The sequence below is a fragment of the Ruegeria sp. CDSC054 genome (genome assembly GCF_059610645.1).
Genome location: NZ_JBXWOA010000003.1, coordinates 25,700 through 42,043, shown reverse-complemented (window position 1 = coordinate 42,043; position 16,344 = coordinate 25,700). Strand labels below are relative to the sequence as shown.

11 protein-coding genes are annotated in these 16,344 nt (G+C 57.1%); 6 read left to right on the top strand and 5 right to left on the bottom strand.

The window, feature by feature from the left end:
- Nucleotide 1: 1 nt before the first annotated feature.
- Both fghA and AC2FGC_RS07980 read right to left on the bottom strand, forming a co-directional pair.
- Nucleotides 2-835 carry an S-formylglutathione hydrolase gene (gene fghA, locus AC2FGC_RS07985; protein ID WP_496726933.1) on the bottom strand — a complete coding sequence of 278 codons (834 nt, stop codon included), beginning with the start codon at nucleotides 833-835 and terminating at the stop codon, nucleotides 2-4.
- Nucleotides 836-936: 101 nt separating this feature from the next.
- Complete coding sequence (locus tag AC2FGC_RS07980; RefSeq protein WP_496726934.1) at nucleotides 937-1,866, bottom strand: AEC family transporter; 930 nt, start codon at nucleotides 1,864-1,866, stop codon at nucleotides 937-939.
- A gap of 207 nt (nucleotides 1,867-2,073) precedes the next feature.
- Here AC2FGC_RS07980 and AC2FGC_RS07975 point away from each other — a divergent pair, with 207 nt between their 5' ends.
- Nucleotides 2,074-2,691, top strand: coding sequence for a TetR/AcrR family transcriptional regulator (locus AC2FGC_RS07975; protein WP_496697795.1), 618 nt, complete (start codon nucleotides 2,074-2,076; stop codon nucleotides 2,689-2,691).
- Between the two features lie 70 nt (nucleotides 2,692-2,761).
- Here AC2FGC_RS07975 and AC2FGC_RS07970 read toward each other — a convergent pair whose 3' ends face one another.
- From AC2FGC_RS07970 to AC2FGC_RS07960, 3 genes are read right to left on the bottom strand one after another with little or no spacing between them, the layout of a single operon-like run.
- A complete protein-coding gene (locus AC2FGC_RS07970; protein WP_496781918.1) occupies nucleotides 2,762-4,132 on the bottom strand; it encodes an HlyD family type I secretion periplasmic adaptor subunit in 1,371 nt (456 codons plus the stop codon).
- A complete protein-coding gene (locus AC2FGC_RS07965) occupies nucleotides 4,129-5,886 on the bottom strand; it encodes a type I secretion system permease/ATPase (protein ID WP_496726936.1) in 1,758 nt (585 codons plus the stop codon). Before AC2FGC_RS07965 ends, AC2FGC_RS07970 begins: the two co-directional genes overlap by 4 nt.
- A gap of 59 nt (nucleotides 5,887-5,945) precedes the next feature.
- Nucleotides 5,946-10,193, bottom strand: a complete 4,248-nt coding sequence (locus AC2FGC_RS07960; RefSeq protein ID WP_496726937.1) for a beta strand repeat-containing protein — start codon at nucleotides 10,191-10,193, stop codon at nucleotides 5,946-5,948.
- A 345-nt stretch (nucleotides 10,194-10,538) separates the two neighbouring features.
- Here AC2FGC_RS07960 and AC2FGC_RS07955 point away from each other — a divergent pair, with 345 nt between their 5' ends.
- The 5 genes from AC2FGC_RS07955 to AC2FGC_RS07935 all read left to right on the top strand — a co-directional run bounded on the left by AC2FGC_RS07955 (nucleotide 10,539) and on the right by AC2FGC_RS07935 (nucleotide 16,342).
- The gene (locus tag AC2FGC_RS07955) at nucleotides 10,539-11,459 is read left to right on the top strand and encodes a LysR family transcriptional regulator (protein WP_496781915.1); all 921 of its coding nucleotides are present in this window, start codon (nucleotides 10,539-10,541) and stop codon (nucleotides 11,457-11,459) included.
- Between the two features lie 227 nt (nucleotides 11,460-11,686).
- Nucleotides 11,687-13,270, top strand: coding sequence for an ABC transporter substrate-binding protein (locus AC2FGC_RS07950; RefSeq protein WP_282152074.1), 1,584 nt, complete (start codon nucleotides 11,687-11,689; stop codon nucleotides 13,268-13,270).
- 68 nt (nucleotides 13,271-13,338) lie between these two features.
- On the top strand, nucleotides 13,339-14,433 hold the full coding sequence (locus AC2FGC_RS07945; protein WP_496726939.1) for a M24 family metallopeptidase: 1,095 nt from the start codon (nucleotides 13,339-13,341) through the stop codon (nucleotides 14,431-14,433).
- Nucleotides 14,433-15,440, top strand: a complete 1,008-nt coding sequence (locus tag AC2FGC_RS07940) for an ABC transporter permease subunit (RefSeq protein ID WP_496726940.1) — start codon at nucleotides 14,433-14,435, stop codon at nucleotides 15,438-15,440. The genes AC2FGC_RS07945 and AC2FGC_RS07940 overlap by 1 nt, the downstream gene beginning before the upstream one ends.
- Nucleotides 15,440-16,342: an ABC transporter permease subunit gene (locus AC2FGC_RS07935; RefSeq protein ID WP_496726941.1), complete on the top strand. Its 903-nt coding sequence runs from the start codon at nucleotides 15,440-15,442 to the stop codon at nucleotides 16,340-16,342. Before AC2FGC_RS07940 ends, AC2FGC_RS07935 begins: the two co-directional genes overlap by 1 nt.
- Nucleotides 16,343-16,344 lie beyond the last annotated feature (2 nt).

The window sequence follows — 16,344 nt, the reverse complement described above, 5'->3', positions numbered from 1 at the left end:
CTCAGTCTCCGTACAGTGCCTCGGCGTGGAAGGTGATGTGGTCTTCCATGAAGGTCGACACGAAGAAGTACGAATGATCGTAGCCCGGTTGCAGGCGGAAGATTGCCTGCTGACGACGTTCGGCAATCGCCTGCGCCAAAGTTTCGGGGCGCAGCAAGTCGATGAATTGGTCACTGGCACCAGTGTCGATCAGGATAGGGCCATCAAAGCCGATTTCTTTCATCATGACCGATGCATCGTGTTTGACCCATGCCGTCTCATCGTCGCCAAGGTAGGCGCTTAATTGCTTGCGACCCCAATCCGCACCCGTCGGGTTCGATATGGGTGCGAAGGCGGAGACAGACCGGAAGCGACCCGGCAGGTTCATCGCGAGCGTCAGCGCCCCGTGACCTCCCATCGAATGTCCGGTTATTGCCTGACGCTCCGCATCGATCGCGAAGTTTTCGATCAGCAAAGCAGGCAATTCTTCGGCCACGTAATCCCACATGTTGAAATGCGGCGCCCAAGGTTGCTGCGTGGCGTTCAGATAGAACCCGGCGCCCTGGCCCAGATCATAATCCTCGTGATCCGCGACACCCTCACCGCGCGGGGAGGTGTCCGGGAAGACAACCGCGATGCCTTGCTCGGCCGCCCAAGCCTGAGCACCTGCTTTGGTCATCGCGTTTTCATGGGTGCAGGTCAGGCCTGACAGATACCACAAAATCGGAACCGGGCCGTCCTTGGCCTCGGCTGGCAGGAACAGGCCAAAGGTCATGTCGCATTGGCAGGCAGTCGAGGCGTGGCGGTAGACGCCCTGAACGCCTCCGAAACATGCATTTTCCGAAAGGGTTTCCATTTGGTTTTGTCCTTACGTTGGGTTTGCGACATGGCTATCCTTCCACGCTCGATACGTAAAGGCTGAGCGGCTTTGATGTGCCATTTTTGACAAGGCCTAGATCAGGGCGTTCCAACCCAGGCGATGACCAATGGCACCGTCAGAATGCTGGCCGCTGTGGACAAAAGTATCGCAGCAGATGCACGGTGCGGCGCCACCCTGTAATGGGCGGCCAGCATATAGACGTTACCCGCCACCGGCAGTGCCGCGGCGGCGATGGCGACGGAAGCAGGAAACGCAGCCACGGGCAAAACCCAAAGCAACACAACGGCGACACAAGCAGGGTGGACAACCAATTTACAAAAGCTCAGCCAGCCTGCAATGTGAACGCGTTCCGCGGATTTGCTGGCCAGAGAAGCTCCGATCGCGAACAGGGCACCCGGCGTCGCGGCCCCGCCCAGAATTGTCAGGAAATCATTCAATGGGACAGGAACGGGGATCTGCAAGGCGGACCAAAGCATTCCTGCCGAGATTGAAACGATCATCGGATTCTTGATCAAACCGATCCCGATCAGTCGGAAGGTTGCAGGCGTCAACCGCCCGTCGCGCCCGCCATTTATCAGAATGACGATCAGGGATGAAAACACCACAAGATCTACCGTCAAAACCAGCATAACCGGGCCAATCGCGGCTTCGGTAAACAGCAGCGCCAGCATGGGCAGGCCCAGAAAACCGACATTGCCGATGGCGGCACATTGAGCCTCGACCGCGGCGGTCGGGATATCAAGCCCACGTATCCATGCGACAACCGTCGCCAAGACGTACACAGCGGCGGTTCCGATCAGGTATCCAACGACTAGCCTTGCATTGAAAATATCCGCAAAGGGCAGGGTGGCGGCAAAGCGAAACAGCATGGCCGACAGCGCAAAATAGAAAACGAATTTCGTCAGGTACGCCGTTGCTTCTTCAGAAAAAAATCGACTGCGCCCGGCCCAGTACCCCAAGCCGATGATCGCAAAAAAGGGCAGTGTGCGCAGAAAGATATCGACCATGTGCAACGTGGTAGCACGTAACACACAGGCTGCAAGATGTGACGGGCCAGTTATAGGGTTTTGGGGACGCGCGTTGTAAAATAACTTAACTGGTCAATCGAAAACCTAACGTCATCTGTGTTGCCAGATGCCTGCTAATTGTGCGATTTGTTGTATCTGAACTGAACGGTTTATACATTTGTCACCCAATCGACCGAAGGAGAGTACATGACCGAAGCAGCCGTCATTCTGCGAACAGGCCGAAAATTTGATCAGGTCCTGCGCGGAGCCCGAGAGGTTTTCATGGCGGATGGTTTCGAAGGTGCAAGCGTCGACGACATCGCGCGCGCTGCGGGGGTGTCGAAGGCGACGCTCTACAGTTATTTCCCGGACAAACGCCTGCTGTTCATGGAAGTGGCGCAGGTCGAGTGCAGGCGAATGGCCGAAAACGTCGTGGCGATGGTCGACGACTGCAAGCCAGCGCGCGAAGTTCTGACTATCGCGGCGACGGAACTGACGACTTTTTTAGTCTCGGACTTCTCGCAACAGATGTTCCGCATCTGCATCGCCGAGCGTGACCGGTTCCCCGAGCTGGGCCAAACATTTTATGAGGCCGGGCCGCAGAACGGTCAGCGCCAGATGGTCGAGTATCTGGAAAAGGCAGTCAACAAGGGTGAGCTCGCCATCGACAACCTGCAATTGGCAGCCGAACAGTTCAGTGAACTATGCAAGGTTCGGATTTGGACCCGCGCTGCCATCGGTGTTCAAAAGAGCTTTTCCAAAGCAGAGTTGGATGCAATTGCGACGCAGGCCGTTGATATGTTCATGGCGCGATACGGCGTCTAACCTGCTGCATTTAATCACAAGAAAGATGTGAACGACCCGCACCCGGCAAGCCGGATGCGGGCAAAACAAGTCACTCGATAAAAGTCTTGGCCAGCCGGTCACTGATTGGCTGTGACAGATAGCTGATTACTGCGCGCTCGCCGGTTTTCACGAACAGATCTGCGGGCATTCCTGGCAACAGATCCAGTGCGGCGACTTCGATGGGTTGATCGGGATCCAGTTTCACCCGGGCTTTGTAATAAGGCTCGCCGGTGCGGTCGTCCTCCAGCGCGTCGGCTGAGATGTCAAAAATCCGGCCACTGGCTTCGGGCACATCGGTCTGCGTAAAGGCAGACAGGCGAATGCGCGTTGCCTGACCGATCTGCAGCTTGTCGATATCGGCGGTTTTGATCCGCGCTTCGACGATCAGGGCCTGATTGGCGGGAACAATATCCATGATAGACTCTCCGGGGCGAATGACGCCGCCGGTTGTCGATACTGCCAGATTGACGACCCGCCCGCTGGCAGGGGCCAGGACCTGTGTTCGTTTCAACCGTTCCGATGCCCCTGAATATTGTGACCGGATCAGATCAAGCTGAGCATCCACAACCGCAAGCTCTCCTGCGATCACCTCATCGCGCAACTTTTGTTGGCTGAGCAGGGACAACTGCAACTCTTGCACCTGATCCTGTGCCTGCGCGATCTGGGTGCGCAACGACGCATCGACACCACCCAGACGTTCCATTTCGATCTGGCGCGCGCTGACCCGTGTGACTGCCACAAGTCCTTTGTCTAGCAAGGATTTCAGATTGGACAGTTCAATCTGAGTGATGTCGATCTGGTTTTGGGTCGAGAGGCGTTGTTCGTTCAGGCCGGCGATCTGATTGCGCAGCCCCTGAATGCGTTGCGCGTTGATTTGAGCCTCGGTCCGGCGCGCGCGGGCTTCGGCGTCAAATAGTTGTTTCTGCGTCAGGTAGGGCGACAACCAATGCAGCCGCTGCATTCCATCGCTGAACCCGGCCAAGGCGGTTGGTTCGTCAAACCTGTCCGTGCCGTTGATCTGCGCCAGCAAGCGGGCGCGTCGGACCGACAATTCGCCCAATTGGCTGCCCAGGATACTCAGATCTACATCGATATCCGAGCTATCAAGTCGCACAAGGGGCTGACCTGCCTGAACAAATTCACCGTCCGTGACAAGGATCGAGTCAATGATGCCACCATCCAGATGTTCGACCGTCTTGCGGTTCCCCTCCACCACAAATGATGCTGGCGCGACGACCGCCCCGTCCAGTTTCGAGGCGAAAGCCCAATAGGCGCTGCCGCCCATGAAGGCCATCAGGGTAAACAATCCAAACAGGACATAGCGTTTGATCTCAGAGGTCTCGGTTGTGATGTCCAAGACTTGCACATCGTGGGCAGCAAGTGCGTTCTGAGATTGTGAGCGTTTCATCAACTGGGTCATTGGGCAACTCCGCTGATCTGAGTTTCATTGGCAGGGGCCGCGTCGGGTTTTTTCGCCGCGGATTGGGTAGGGTTGTCCAGAACGTTCCGGCGATTGACCTTCAGAACGTCCTCTTTGTCTCCGAACTGAGATTGGGCGCCGTTTCGCAGGACCATCACCTTGTTGGCGGCCTGCAGTGTTGCCGGACGATGGGTCATGACGATGGCAATTGCACCGCGGGCCCGCGCCGACATGATCGCATCGCGCAGGGCCTGTTCACCTTCGGCATCCAGGTCCGAATTTGGCTCGTCCAAAATCAACACAAACGGATCGCCATAAAGCGCCCGGGCCAGTGCCAGCCGCTGACGTTGACCACCTGACAAAAAGAACCCCCGACCGATGCGCGTTTCATATCCATCGGGAAGGGCGCTGATCATTTCGTGCACACCGGCCTCGCGGGCGGCACGCAGCACTTCGGCATCATCTATGGCGACAGAGAAGCGCCCGATGTTTTCGCGGATCGTGCCGTCGAACAGCGCTACATCCTGTGGAAGATAGCCAATCTGCTTGCCCAGATCCTCGTGGTTCCATTTGGACATCGGGCTTCCATCCAGCAAGACTTCGCCCCGCTGCGGGTGCCAGATACCGGCCATCATCTTGCCCAGAGTGGTCTTGCCCGAGCCGCTATGCCCGATCACCGCCAGCACGTCTCCGGGCACAAGACCAAAGTCGATCTGGCGGAGCGAGGCGTTGACGGCGCGCGGGGGCCCTGCCTGCGCAATCTTGACGTCCAGAGATTTGAACGCGCGCGGCAGGTGCAGATTGGGTGGGGCTTCGGCAAACTCTTCAGTCAGTTTTGCCAGCTTGGAATACGATCCGCGCGCGGCCAGAAAGCTGCGCCATTGACCGATCAATTGGTCAATTGGAGCCAGTGCACGGGCCAGCACGATGGTTGCCGCGATCATGACGCCAGCGGTGGATTCTCCGGTGATGGCCAGTGCCGCGCCAAGTCCCAGAATGGCCGACTGCAAACCCATCCGAACGGTCTTGGACACGACAGAAAAGCTGGCAACCCGGTCAGCGGCGCGGGTTTTGTGCAGATGGGCTTCAGCCTGAAGCGACGTCCAACGCCGCACCAAATCGGATTTCATGCCAAGTGCCTGAACCAGCTCGGCGTTCTTGTCACTGGTGCCGAACAACGCATCGGAACGACCGCGTGCTTGCGAAGCCGACCGCATCGGCTCCCGGGCGCGCGAGTTGTTGATCAGAGCCATGATCGTCAGCATGACGGCCCCGGCCAGACCAAGCAGACCCAGATAGGGGTGAAGGGCATAAAGGACCAACAGATAGAGCGGGATCCACGGCGCGTCGAAAAACGCGGTCAGCGTGGTTCCCGAGATGAATTCACGAAAGCCGTTCACGTCTTCGACAAGGTTTTCGCCAGCCTCGGCTTCGCCATGGACACGGCGGCGCATCGCCGCACCGAGGACCGGCGCGCCAACGTTCAGCTCAAAGCGGGCGGCCAGACGTCCCAAAATGCGCATCCGCATCAGGTCAAGGCAGGCGACGACAACAAAAACACCAGCCAGCAATGCAGACAGCGCGATCAAAGTGTCGACATTCTGACTGGTCAGGACCCGGTCATAGACCTGCAGCATATAAAGCGGACCAGCCAGCATCAGCAGGTTCAGAAACAAGCTGAAGAAGGCAACTGCGACAAAACCCTTGCGCAACGACCCCCAGGCGATTTTTACGGGATTGGTTTGCTGGGACATCAGGGAACCCTTTCCGGTTTGACAAACGGGGCGACCTGGGCCGCCCCGCTGTTGATTGGTTAAACGATGAAGTCGTTTTCGGTCAGGTCAGCGGCATCGACACCGGTCAGACGGATCGAGCCTGCGTCGCCAAAGCTGATGACGGCGTCGTCACCATCCTGAACGGTACTCGGACCGCCGTCGAAGTCAGAGCCCAGATCTCCGATCTGAATTCTGTCCACGCCCGTTTCAAAGTCCAGGATGGTATCGTCACCAAAGGTGCCCTGGAACAGGAAGGTGTCAGCGCCTTCGCCGCCAATCAGGACGTCATTGCCGCCCTCACCGTTTAGCAAGTCGTCGCCATCCGCGCCGTTCAGAACGTTCTCCAGATCGCTGCCGACGATTACGTCACCATCATTGGAGCCGATGACATTCTCGATCGAGACCAGCACGTCGGTTTCAACCTGATTGTCGATCACGTCCAGCCCGACAACACCGGTGCCACCTGTATCCACGTTACCCAGCGTCGCGCCCGCATCCACCAACGTGTCCTGCACAACCGGGCCGTTTTCTCCCGCTGGCGCATTGTGCAGATGGATTGCCGAGAGGACACCGGAGTTCGGCGTGGCAAGGTCGGCTTCGTTCAGGCCCACTACGCTCAGCTCGCTCGAGTAGGTGACTTCGCCGGTTGCAAGGTTCTGAGTGATGACGACGGTTGCGTTGCCGGAGGCCTCGCTGTCCGATGTCGGCCCAGGCTCTTGCGCCGCGTCCAGACCGCCGCTCAGCGTGACGGTGCGGATCCCGTTCTCGGTCACGTCGCCGTCGACCAGAAGCTGCCCGCGAATTTCCCCACCAGGGAAGTCGGCGGTGTGGATGTTGTAGTACAGGTTGCCCAGAACGGCCTCTTCTACAAACCAACCTCCATCCGGGATATTCGCCCCGAACTGGTCCGGTGCCACAACAGCAGCATCCACGATCGAGACATTAAAGCCGGTATCACGTGTGGCCGTGCCGTTGCCGTTGGCATCCAGACGAACTTCGACTGCGACATCCAGGTCCGAGAAGTCGGCTGTATCGATGCCTTCTCCACCGTCGATGAAGTCATTGCCCAGACCACCGGTCAGCACATTGTCTGCATCGCCTGCGATCAAAACATCATCACCTGCGCCACCGTTGATGTCACCGTTGGTGGTGCCCAGATCGACAAAGATGTCATCGCCATCGCCCAGCAGGACGTTGCCGTTGATCACACCTTCGTCGTCGTTGACGATGGTAACGTCACCAGCATCCGATGCATCGATCGCGTTGACCGTGCCGCGGATTTCGCCTTCGTTCAGGATCGCACCCAGAAGGTTGAGACCCCCATCGATACGGATACCAGCTGCGGCGTCCGACTGCTCGGACCCGGCAATGAGACCTTCGTTGATGACAACCCCGGCAAAGGAGGCGTCTTCCTGACCCGTGAACAGGCGCAGACCATCGCCGACTTGATTACCCTCGGTGACATCGCCGTTACCCTGGAAGATTCCTTGGTTTACGATGGTTGCCGAGACGATATCACCATCAACATCACCGGTTTGCAGCGATACGGCAGAACCGTTGGCGCCATCATTGACGCTGACCGTACCAGTGTTGGTGAAGCTATAGTTGTCAGCGGTTCCATCGGCATAAACTGCGCCGTTGCGCTGATTGCCCGCACCGACAATCTGGCCTTCGTTGATGACCTCAAGACCTTCGCCATCGATGTTCAGCGCACGGCTTTCCGAAGCGACAATACCTGAGTTCACGAACGAACCACCTGAGTGGTCACCGGTGCCAAAGTATACACCGTTCTGGATGCCGGTAATGAAGCCTTGATTTTCCAGCGCACCTTGGAAATTCACGCCATTGACGACACGAAGGCCAGCAACTGTGCCGTTGGCACCGCTGGAGGAGACGTTTCCGGTGTTTAGAATGGTCGCATCAGTGGTGCCGGTGTTGCCGACATTGCCGATACGAATGCCATCACCGGCAAGCGACGTAGCCGCACCAGCGTTTCCGCGCCCAGTGATCTCACCGGAGTTTTCCAGCGTGAAGGTGTTAGCACCGTCTGCCGCACCCCCGATTTCCACACCAAACCCGGAACCCTGGTTGTCTTCACCAGCGTCAATCCGACCAGAGTTGATAACCGAGAAATCATCGGCAGTGCCATCGGCATAGACCGTCCCATTGCGCTGATCCCCGGTACCGAAAATGAACCCAGAGTTCTCAACGGTCAGGCCGATGCCATCAATGTTTAAAGCGCGACTGCCAGAAGACACGTTGCTCCCGTTGATGAACGAACCACCTGTGTGATCGCCATTGCCAAAGTAGACACCGTTGCGCACACCGGAGATGCCGCCGAGGTTAATAAATTCACCCTGAAAGTTCACTCCGTCTACAACACGGACGCCAGCGACGGTGCCGTTGTTCCCTTCTGACGAAATGATGGTGATATTGCCGATCGACCCGTCGACGGTACCGGTGTTGCCAACGTTACCGATGCGAATGCCGTCACCGGCCAGCGACGAGGCTGCATCAGCGTTTCCGCGCCCAGTGATAACGCCGGCATTACCTAGCATAAAGGTGTTTGCACCGTCTTCTGCGCCACCGACTTCAACTCCGATGCCTGAACCCTGATTGCCCTCACCTGCGTCAATCAGACCGGAGTTCTGTACAGAGAAGTCATCCGCGGTTCCGTCAGCATAAACCGTCCCGTTGCGCTGATCGCTGGTGCCGAGGATCTCACCCTGGTTGGAAACCTCAAGACCGATACCATCAATGTTGAGTGCACGGCTGTCAGATGACACAACACCGCCTGCTTCGTTCACAAAGCTACCACCTGTGTGATCCGCGTTGCCAAAGTAGACACCATTTTGAACACCCGAGATCGTGCCCGAGTTGGTGAATTCACCCTGAAAACCGACACCATCTACAAAGCGCACACCGGCTACAGTGCCATTGGCACCTTCCGAGCTCACCTCGCCGCGGTTGGTAATGTTCACCTCAGCAACACCTTCATTGCCGGGGTTGCCGATGCGAATACCGTCGCCCGCCTGGCCTGTGCCTGCCGCGCCGTTGCCGCGACCCTGGATAACGCCGTCGTTTTCCAGCGAGAATGTGTTGGCGCCGTCGGCGGCCCCACCAATTTCTGCAGCGAAACCTGAACCTTGGTTGTGCTCGCCTGCGTCAATCGTTCCGTTGGCCAGACTGCGAACCGAGAAATCATCCGCAGTGCCATCGGCATAAACAGTACCGTTGCGTTGGTCGCCAGTGCCCAGAATGTCACCGCCGTTGATCAGGTTGACACCCGAGCCGTCGATGTTCACTGCGCGGCTGCCGGATTGGATGGTGCCAAAGTTCAGCACGTCCAGGTCGTGTTCGCCTTCGCCGATATACAGACCATTGCGCGGACCTTCGATCACACCGGTCGAGGTGTTCAGGATCTCACCTTCGGCATTTACGCCATCGGCGATGCGGATACCGGCGGCTGTGCCCTGGTTGCTTTCGGTCGAGATCAGGCCGCTGTTGATGATTTCGGTTTCCAGCGTGGCGCCTTCGGCACCGTCATCAATGCGGATGCCGTCCCCGGCCAGCCCGGTATTGGCCGCACCTTGGCCACGGCCCTGAATCGTAGCACCAAAGCCGTTGAAGATGTCAGTTTCCACACGGTCGCCGACCTCGTCGCCGATTTGCAACGAGATACCAGCGCCCTGGTTGCCTTCGCCGGCGTCAATCGTGCCGCCCACAAAGTTCGAGATCGAAATGTCTTCGGCGGTGCTGTTGGTATAGATCGTACCATTGCGCTGATTGCCGGTGCCGATGATGTCGTCAAAGTTGCGCACATCGATGCCTTGGCCCTGAATGTCTACTGCACGGCTATCCGAACTGATCACACCGCCGCGGAAGTTATCCAGACCGCCAGAGCTTTGAGCGCCCGCAAACTGCACACCGTTGAACTCGCCCGCAATCTCACCAAAGTTGCGAACGCTTGCGCTGCCGGTGACCTGAACGCCTGTGGCCAATGCGTCAGGGCCGTTGTTCGCTTCAATCAAGCCCGAGCGGAAGTTGAATACGTCAACATCCTGCCCCTGCGCCTGAACAGCGGCGACGGCGTTGTTGGTGATGATCTCGCCAAAGTTCAGCAGGCGCGAGAAGTCATTTGCCAGAACAAAGGCTGGAGTGTCGTCGACGACGGTACTTTGAAAGAAGTTATTGAAAAGGGTTTGGCCGGCACGGTTGGTCTCTTGGGCTATGGTAGACGTGGTCAAGAGCTGAGCGCGCAGGCTTGTCAGCATTTGGGACAGCATGGGGTACTCCGTCAAAAATTGTTACGTTTGGCGGTCCGCCCGGTGTTTCGGACATTCCACGTAGCAAAGGGGTAGACGGCACCCCGTGTAAGCTGAAATTCATCGTGCAAATCGGTTGTATAACCAATGCTAATAATCACGGTTTTCGTGAGCGTCTGGGAAGTTCAACTTATATAAATCAACACGTTACGTCACAATTGTCCCGCATGACGTTCTATTCGAATGCGCTGGTTAACAGTTTTGTCAGCGAAATTGATCTGTATTTCATGCACCTTGCCCCGCTTTACGTTAGAGAAGGGAACGGTCCAGTGCCGTCTTTTGTATGACCGCAGAGAGATTGGGCGGATGAATTTCAGAGATTTGGAATACGTGCTTGCCATCGCGAAGCATGGCCAGTTCAGCCAGGCGGCGGTTGCGTGCAACGTTTCGCAACCTGCTCTGTCGAACCAGATCAAGAAGCTGGAACAGGAACTGGGTGTTGAACTGTTCCTGCGGCTGAACAACGAAGTGCGGCCAACCGCGTTTGGTCAGAGCATCCTGAGTGTCGCTGAATCCATTCTGGCAGATGCGCAAAAGATCCGCGATTCCGCCACCCAATTTCGCGACCCCGAGGCCGTTGCATATCGGATTGGCATGACGCCAACGCTTGCACCGTACCTGACGCAGTATTTTTCAGAGCTGTTCAGCAATATTTTTCCGCGTATGCGCGTGACAATGATTGAGGATCTTCCACAGAACATGTTGCAGATGGTTGAAGACCATCAGCTGGACATGGCGCTGGTGGCTCAGGTCAACAACAGTGACGCTTTGGCTTTCACGTCGATTTGGTCCGAACCCCTGTTTCTGGCCATGCGCGAGGGGCATCCGCTGTGTATGCTGACCTCAATAGCACCTGAGGACGTTCCCTCGCATGACTTTATCCGGCTTCCTCACAGTTTCGGCTATGAGCTTGAGGACCGTTTGCCCAAAGCTGATCCTGCGATCCGGGTCGCAAAGCGGTTTGATCTGAGCGCGCTGAGGTTTGAAACGATCTGTCGGCACATCTGTCATTCTGATGATTGTACAATTGTGTCGGCCCTGGCTGCCGAGCAATTCAAGCGGGACAAATGGCCCTTGTGTTTTGTTCCGTTTGAGGGCCCGGGAAACCTACGCAACCTTGGGGCCGCGACCCGCCCGGGATGCCCCAGAAGCCCCGTGCTGAACCGTGTCGGTGCATATATTCAGGACCGGCCACCGGTTGGTGTGACCCCAACATTCTCGCAATAAATACCCGTCGATCCTTTTGATCATGCAACGCAATGATGCAGGGCAGTCTTTCGGCCGCTTCCTTTGCATTTGGTCAAGCTGTGCAAGAGCTATCAAAGTGAGTTGACAATGGATTTTGTATTTTGGATACATTGGGCACAAATTTCGTGGCGATGAGAGTCGTCTGGAATTGCTTGGACAACAAAAGCAACGCGAAAGCCGATTGAAAATTTTTCTGGGAGACAATCATGAAACTTAAATTTTTAGCTGCAACAGCGGCAATTGCCCTGTCCAGCGCGGCCGCGCAGGCCAACACGCTGGTTTATTGTTCAGAAGGTTCACCCGAAGGATTTGACCCGGCGCTTTTTACGGCCGGAACTACCTTTGACGCCTCATCGCACCCGATCTACAACCGCCTGCTGGAATTCGAAACCGGCACAACCAACGTTATCCCCGGTCTGGCCGAAAGCGTCGAAGCCAGTGATGATGGCCTGGAGTACACGTTCAAGCTGCGTCAGGGCGTGAAGTTCCATTCGAATGACGAGTTCACACCGACCCGCGATTTCAACGCGGATGACGTGATCTTCTCGTTCATGCGCCAAAAGGATGACAGCCATCCCTATAATCAGGTGTCAGGCGGTACGTGGGAATACTTCAAGGGTATGGGAATGCCCGATCTGGTCGAGTCCATTGAAAAGGTCGACGACTACACCGTCAAATTTACTCTGACCAAGCCTGAGGCGCCGTTTGTTGCCAACATGGCGATGGATTTCGCTTCGATACTGTCTGCAGAATATGCAGATGCGATGATGGAAGCCGGAACACCTGAAAAGCTGAACACCGCACCCATCGGCACCGGCCCGTTCTCGTTCTTGGCTTATCAAAAGGACGCCGTAATCCGGTACGCCCAGAATGCCGACTACTGGAAAGACCCGGCGGATGTTGAAAATCTGATCTTTGCGATCACTCCGGACGCATCCGTGCGCTATCAGAAGCTGAAGGCAGGCGAATGTCACATCATGCCGTATCCGAACCCGGCTGACATTCAGGCAATGCAGGATGATGCCGACATCAACATGTTGGAGCAGGAAGGCCTCAACGTTGGCTACCTGGCCTATAACACCACAATGGCGCCCTTCGACAACCCGAACGTCCGCAAGGCGTTGAACATGGCAATCGACAAGAACGCGATCATCGACGTGGTGTTCCAGGGCTCGGGCCAAGTTGCAAAGAACCCGATCCCGCCGACCATGTGGGGCTATAACGACGCGATCACCGACGATGCCTATGATCCAGAAGCGGCCAAGGCAATGCTGGAAGCCGAAGGTGTTTCCGACCTGTCGATGAAGGTATGGGCAATGCCGGTACAGCGTCCGTACAACCCGAATGCGCGCCGTATGGCTGAACTGATCCAGGCGGATTTCGCGAAGGTTGGCGTGGACGTCGAGATCGTGTCTTACGAATGGGGTGAGTACCTGTCGCGTTCGAAAGATCTGGACCGTGACGGTGCCGTTCTGCTGGGTTGGACCGGTGACAATGGCGACCCAGACAACTTCCTGGCGGTCCTACTGGGTTGTGACGGTCGCGAAGCGTCGAACCGAGCACAATGGTGCCATGAGCCGTTCGAAGATCTGATCCTGAAGGCCAAACAGTCCACGGATCAGGCTGAACGCACCAAGCTGTATGAAGATGCCCAGGTCATCTTCAAAGAGCAGGCCCCGTGGGCAACCATTGCGCACTCGGTCGTGTATATGCCGATGAGCAATAAGGTTCAGGGCTATAAAGTGCACCCGCTGGGCGGCCACATCTTCTACGGTGTGAGCGTCGAATAAACCACCACTCAACGACCGGAGCTGCCCAATTGGCGGCTCCGGTTTTCTTTATTGGGAGGTCGGCGCGAATGCCGGATTTGTCCGAGTACCAACAACTGGCAAAGGGCATGTCAGTAGATGCCGTGGCACTGGTGCCCGGCCCGAATTTTACCCGAGCTTTGGGAAAACCCTTTATGAGCCACGAGCGGCCCTTTGTGGTCGTGATCCCGGCCATGGGTGAACCAGCCGCGATTGTGCCGAACCTGGAAATGGGCTCATGGGCGCTGGTCGGATTTGACGGCGCTGTCTTCGACTGGCGCGACCAGACGGGCTATGACGACGCCTTCGCGGCACTGGCTAAACATATGCCGCTGCGATCTCTCGCGGTCGAAGGGCAGGTGATGCGGGTCTTTGTCTCCAAGGCCTTTACCCGTGCCTTGCCTGAGCTGCGGATCGTGGACGCGGAACGCGAGATTTCCGGTCTGCGCATCATCAAGACGGACGATGACATTGCAGCGCTGCAAGCCGCGATTGATATCTCGGAACGAGCGCTAGAGCGGGTCATTGCGGATGTTCGTGTGGGTCAGACAGAAGTACAGATTGAACAAGCCTTGATCCAGGCGCTGTTCGCAGAAGGTGCCGCGTCGCTGGCCTTTTCACCTATCGTGACAGCCGGAGGAAACTCGGCTCAACCGCATGGTAAAGCGCGCGCGGATTATCAGATCAAAGCAGGCGACGCGCTGCTGTTCGATTTCGGCGCACGCAAACACGGGTTTGCCGCCGACATCACACGCACCTTTTTTGTCGTCGAAGCCTCGGATGAGGGCAGGGCGGTCTACGACACGGTTTTGCGTGCCAATCTGGTCGGGTTCGAAGTTTGCAGACCCGGAGTAACCGCCCACGATATCGACGACGCGGTGACCAGCGTGCTCGAGGCCTCGCCCTATGCAGATCGTATCCGCACCAAGACTGGTCACGGGCTGGGCCGCGATGTGCACGAAGCGCCCTACATCATGCGTGGCAACGGCCAGATCATGCACGCGGGCATGGTTTGGACAAACGAGCCGGGCCTCTATGACCTGGACAATTTCGGCGTTCGGATCGAAGATGACGTACTGGTGACCAAAGACGGTTGCCGGTCGTTGACCAGCTTTCCCAAAGAACTAACAATCATAGGGCGCTGATGTTTGGCTATTTCCTTACCCGCCTCGGCATGTTCGTTCCGACATTTCTGGGCGTAACACTGATCTCGTTCATGTTCATTCGGGTGCTTCCAGGCGATCCGATCATCGTCATGGCCGGTGAACGCGGAATGTCCAAAGAACGCTATCAGGAGATGGTCGAGAAGCTGGGCTTCGACAAACCTGTTCTGCAGCAATACTGGGACTATCTGGTTGGCGTGTTGCATGGTGATCTGGGCGAGAGCTTTGTCACCAAGAAGCCGGTTTGGGACGAATTCTTTGCCCTGTTTCCGGCCACGCTGGAATTGTCGATCTGCGCCATGATTTTTGCAGTAGCTTTGGGGCTGCCTGCGGGCGTTATTGCCGCTGTGAATCGGGGCAAATTCTTCGACCGGGCGCTGATGTCGTCCGCGCTGATCGGGTATTCCATGCCGATCTTCTGGTGGGCGCTGTTGTTGATCATCGTGTTTTCCGGCAACCTTGGTTGGACGCCTGTCTCAGGCCGGATCGACTTGCTGTACTACTTTCCAAGTGTCACAGGCTTCATGTTGATCGACAGTCTGCTGTCCGGGCAGGAGGGGGCGTTTGGATCGGCTGTACGCCATCTGATCCTGCCGACCATAGTCTTAGGCACGATCCCATTGGCCGTAATTGCGCGCCAGACCCGTTCGGCCATGTTGGAAGTGTTGGGTGAAGATTACATCCGCACGGCCCGGGCAAAGGGGCTCGCCCCCGCACGGATCAATGGTCTGCATGCGCTGCGCAATGCGCTGATCCCGGTGATTACAGTGATCGGCCTGTCAGTCGGCACATTGCTGGCCGGGGCGATCCTGACCGAGACAATCTTTAGCTGGCCCGGTATCGGCAAGTGGATGGTCGACAGCATCTTCCGCCGAGACTACCCGGTGGTACAGGGCGGGCTGCTGATGATCGCCGTGATCGTCATGTTAGTGAACCTGCTGGTCGATGTCCTTTACGGCGTCATCAACCCCAAAATCCGGAGGCGGTGATGGCTGAATTGTCCGCGACCCAACCCAAAACCGAAGACCGCCCCAGCGCTCTGCGTGAGTTCTGGTATTACTTCAGCGAAAACCGCGGCGCGGTGATGGGCCTTTGGGTCTTTGCCGCTTTTGTCTTCTGTGCGGCCTTTGCACCTTTGTTGGCGCCTTACGACCCGACAGAACAGTTCCGCAATCACATTCTGCAACCTCCTGCGTGGCAAGAGGGCGGCAGTTGGGCCTTCCCGTTGGGCACCGATCCGTTGGGTAGAGATATGCTATCGCGGCTGATCATGGGCTCACGCTATTCCTTCTTTGTCGGCATCGTGGTGGTCTGTGTCGCCGTGACGGGCGGGGTGATTGTTGGCCTGCTGTCGGGTTTCGCGCCAAAATGGGTCGATACAATGATCATGCGGGTGATGGATATCATCCTGTCCTTCCCCTCACTGCTGCTTGCGCTGGTTCTCGTTGCCATCCTTGGTCCCTCGTTGACCAACGCAATGATCGCCATCGCCATTGTGTTTCAACCGCATTACGTGCGTTTGACCCGGGCATCTGTGTTGGCAGAGCGGCAAAAGGATTATGTGACCTCTGCCCGCGTTGCCGGTGCCAGCAAGGCCCGGCTCATGTTCAAGACCGTGCTGCCAAATTGTCTGGCCCCGATCATCGTTCAGGCCGCACTGTCGTTCTCGACCGCCATTCTGGATGCCGCAGCCCTTGGTTTTCTGGGCATGGGGGCGCAGCCGCCCACGCCGGAATGGGGCACCATGCTGGCCGAAGCGCGTGAGTTTATTCTGCGCGCATGGTGGGTGGTGACGTTCCCCGGTTTGGCCATCTTGGTCACTGTGCTGGCAATCAACCTGATGGGCGACGGTCTGCGCGACGCGCTGGACCCTAAGCTAAAGCGGAGCTGACG

Coding starts and splice junctions, on each gene's coding strand:
- fghA (WP_496726933.1), bottom strand. CDS start 835: ATGGAAACCCTTTCGGAAAATGCATGTTTCGGAGGCGTTCAGGGCGTC.
- AC2FGC_RS07980 (WP_496726934.1), bottom strand. CDS start 1,866: ATGGTCGATATCTTTCTGCGCACACTGCCCTTTTTTGCGATCATCGGC.
- AC2FGC_RS07975 (WP_496697795.1), top strand. CDS start 2,074: ATGACCGAAGCAGCCGTCATTCTGCGAACAGGCCGAAAATTTGATCAG.
- AC2FGC_RS07970 (WP_496781918.1), bottom strand. CDS start 4,132: ATGACCCAGTTGATGAAACGCTCACAATCTCAGAACGCACTTGCTGCC.
- AC2FGC_RS07965 (WP_496726936.1), bottom strand. CDS start 5,886: ATGTCCCAGCAAACCAATCCCGTAAAAATCGCCTGGGGGTCGTTGCGC.
- AC2FGC_RS07960 (WP_496726937.1), bottom strand. CDS start 10,193: ATGCTGTCCCAAATGCTGACAAGCCTGCGCGCTCAGCTCTTGACCACG.
- AC2FGC_RS07955 (WP_496781915.1), top strand. CDS start 10,539: ATGAATTTCAGAGATTTGGAATACGTGCTTGCCATCGCGAAGCATGGC.
- AC2FGC_RS07950 (WP_282152074.1), top strand. CDS start 11,687: ATGAAACTTAAATTTTTAGCTGCAACAGCGGCAATTGCCCTGTCCAGC.
- AC2FGC_RS07945 (WP_496726939.1), top strand. CDS start 13,339: ATGCCGGATTTGTCCGAGTACCAACAACTGGCAAAGGGCATGTCAGTA.
- AC2FGC_RS07940 (WP_496726940.1), top strand. CDS start 14,433: ATGTTTGGCTATTTCCTTACCCGCCTCGGCATGTTCGTTCCGACATTT.
- AC2FGC_RS07935 (WP_496726941.1), top strand. CDS start 15,440: ATGGCTGAATTGTCCGCGACCCAACCCAAAACCGAAGACCGCCCCAGC.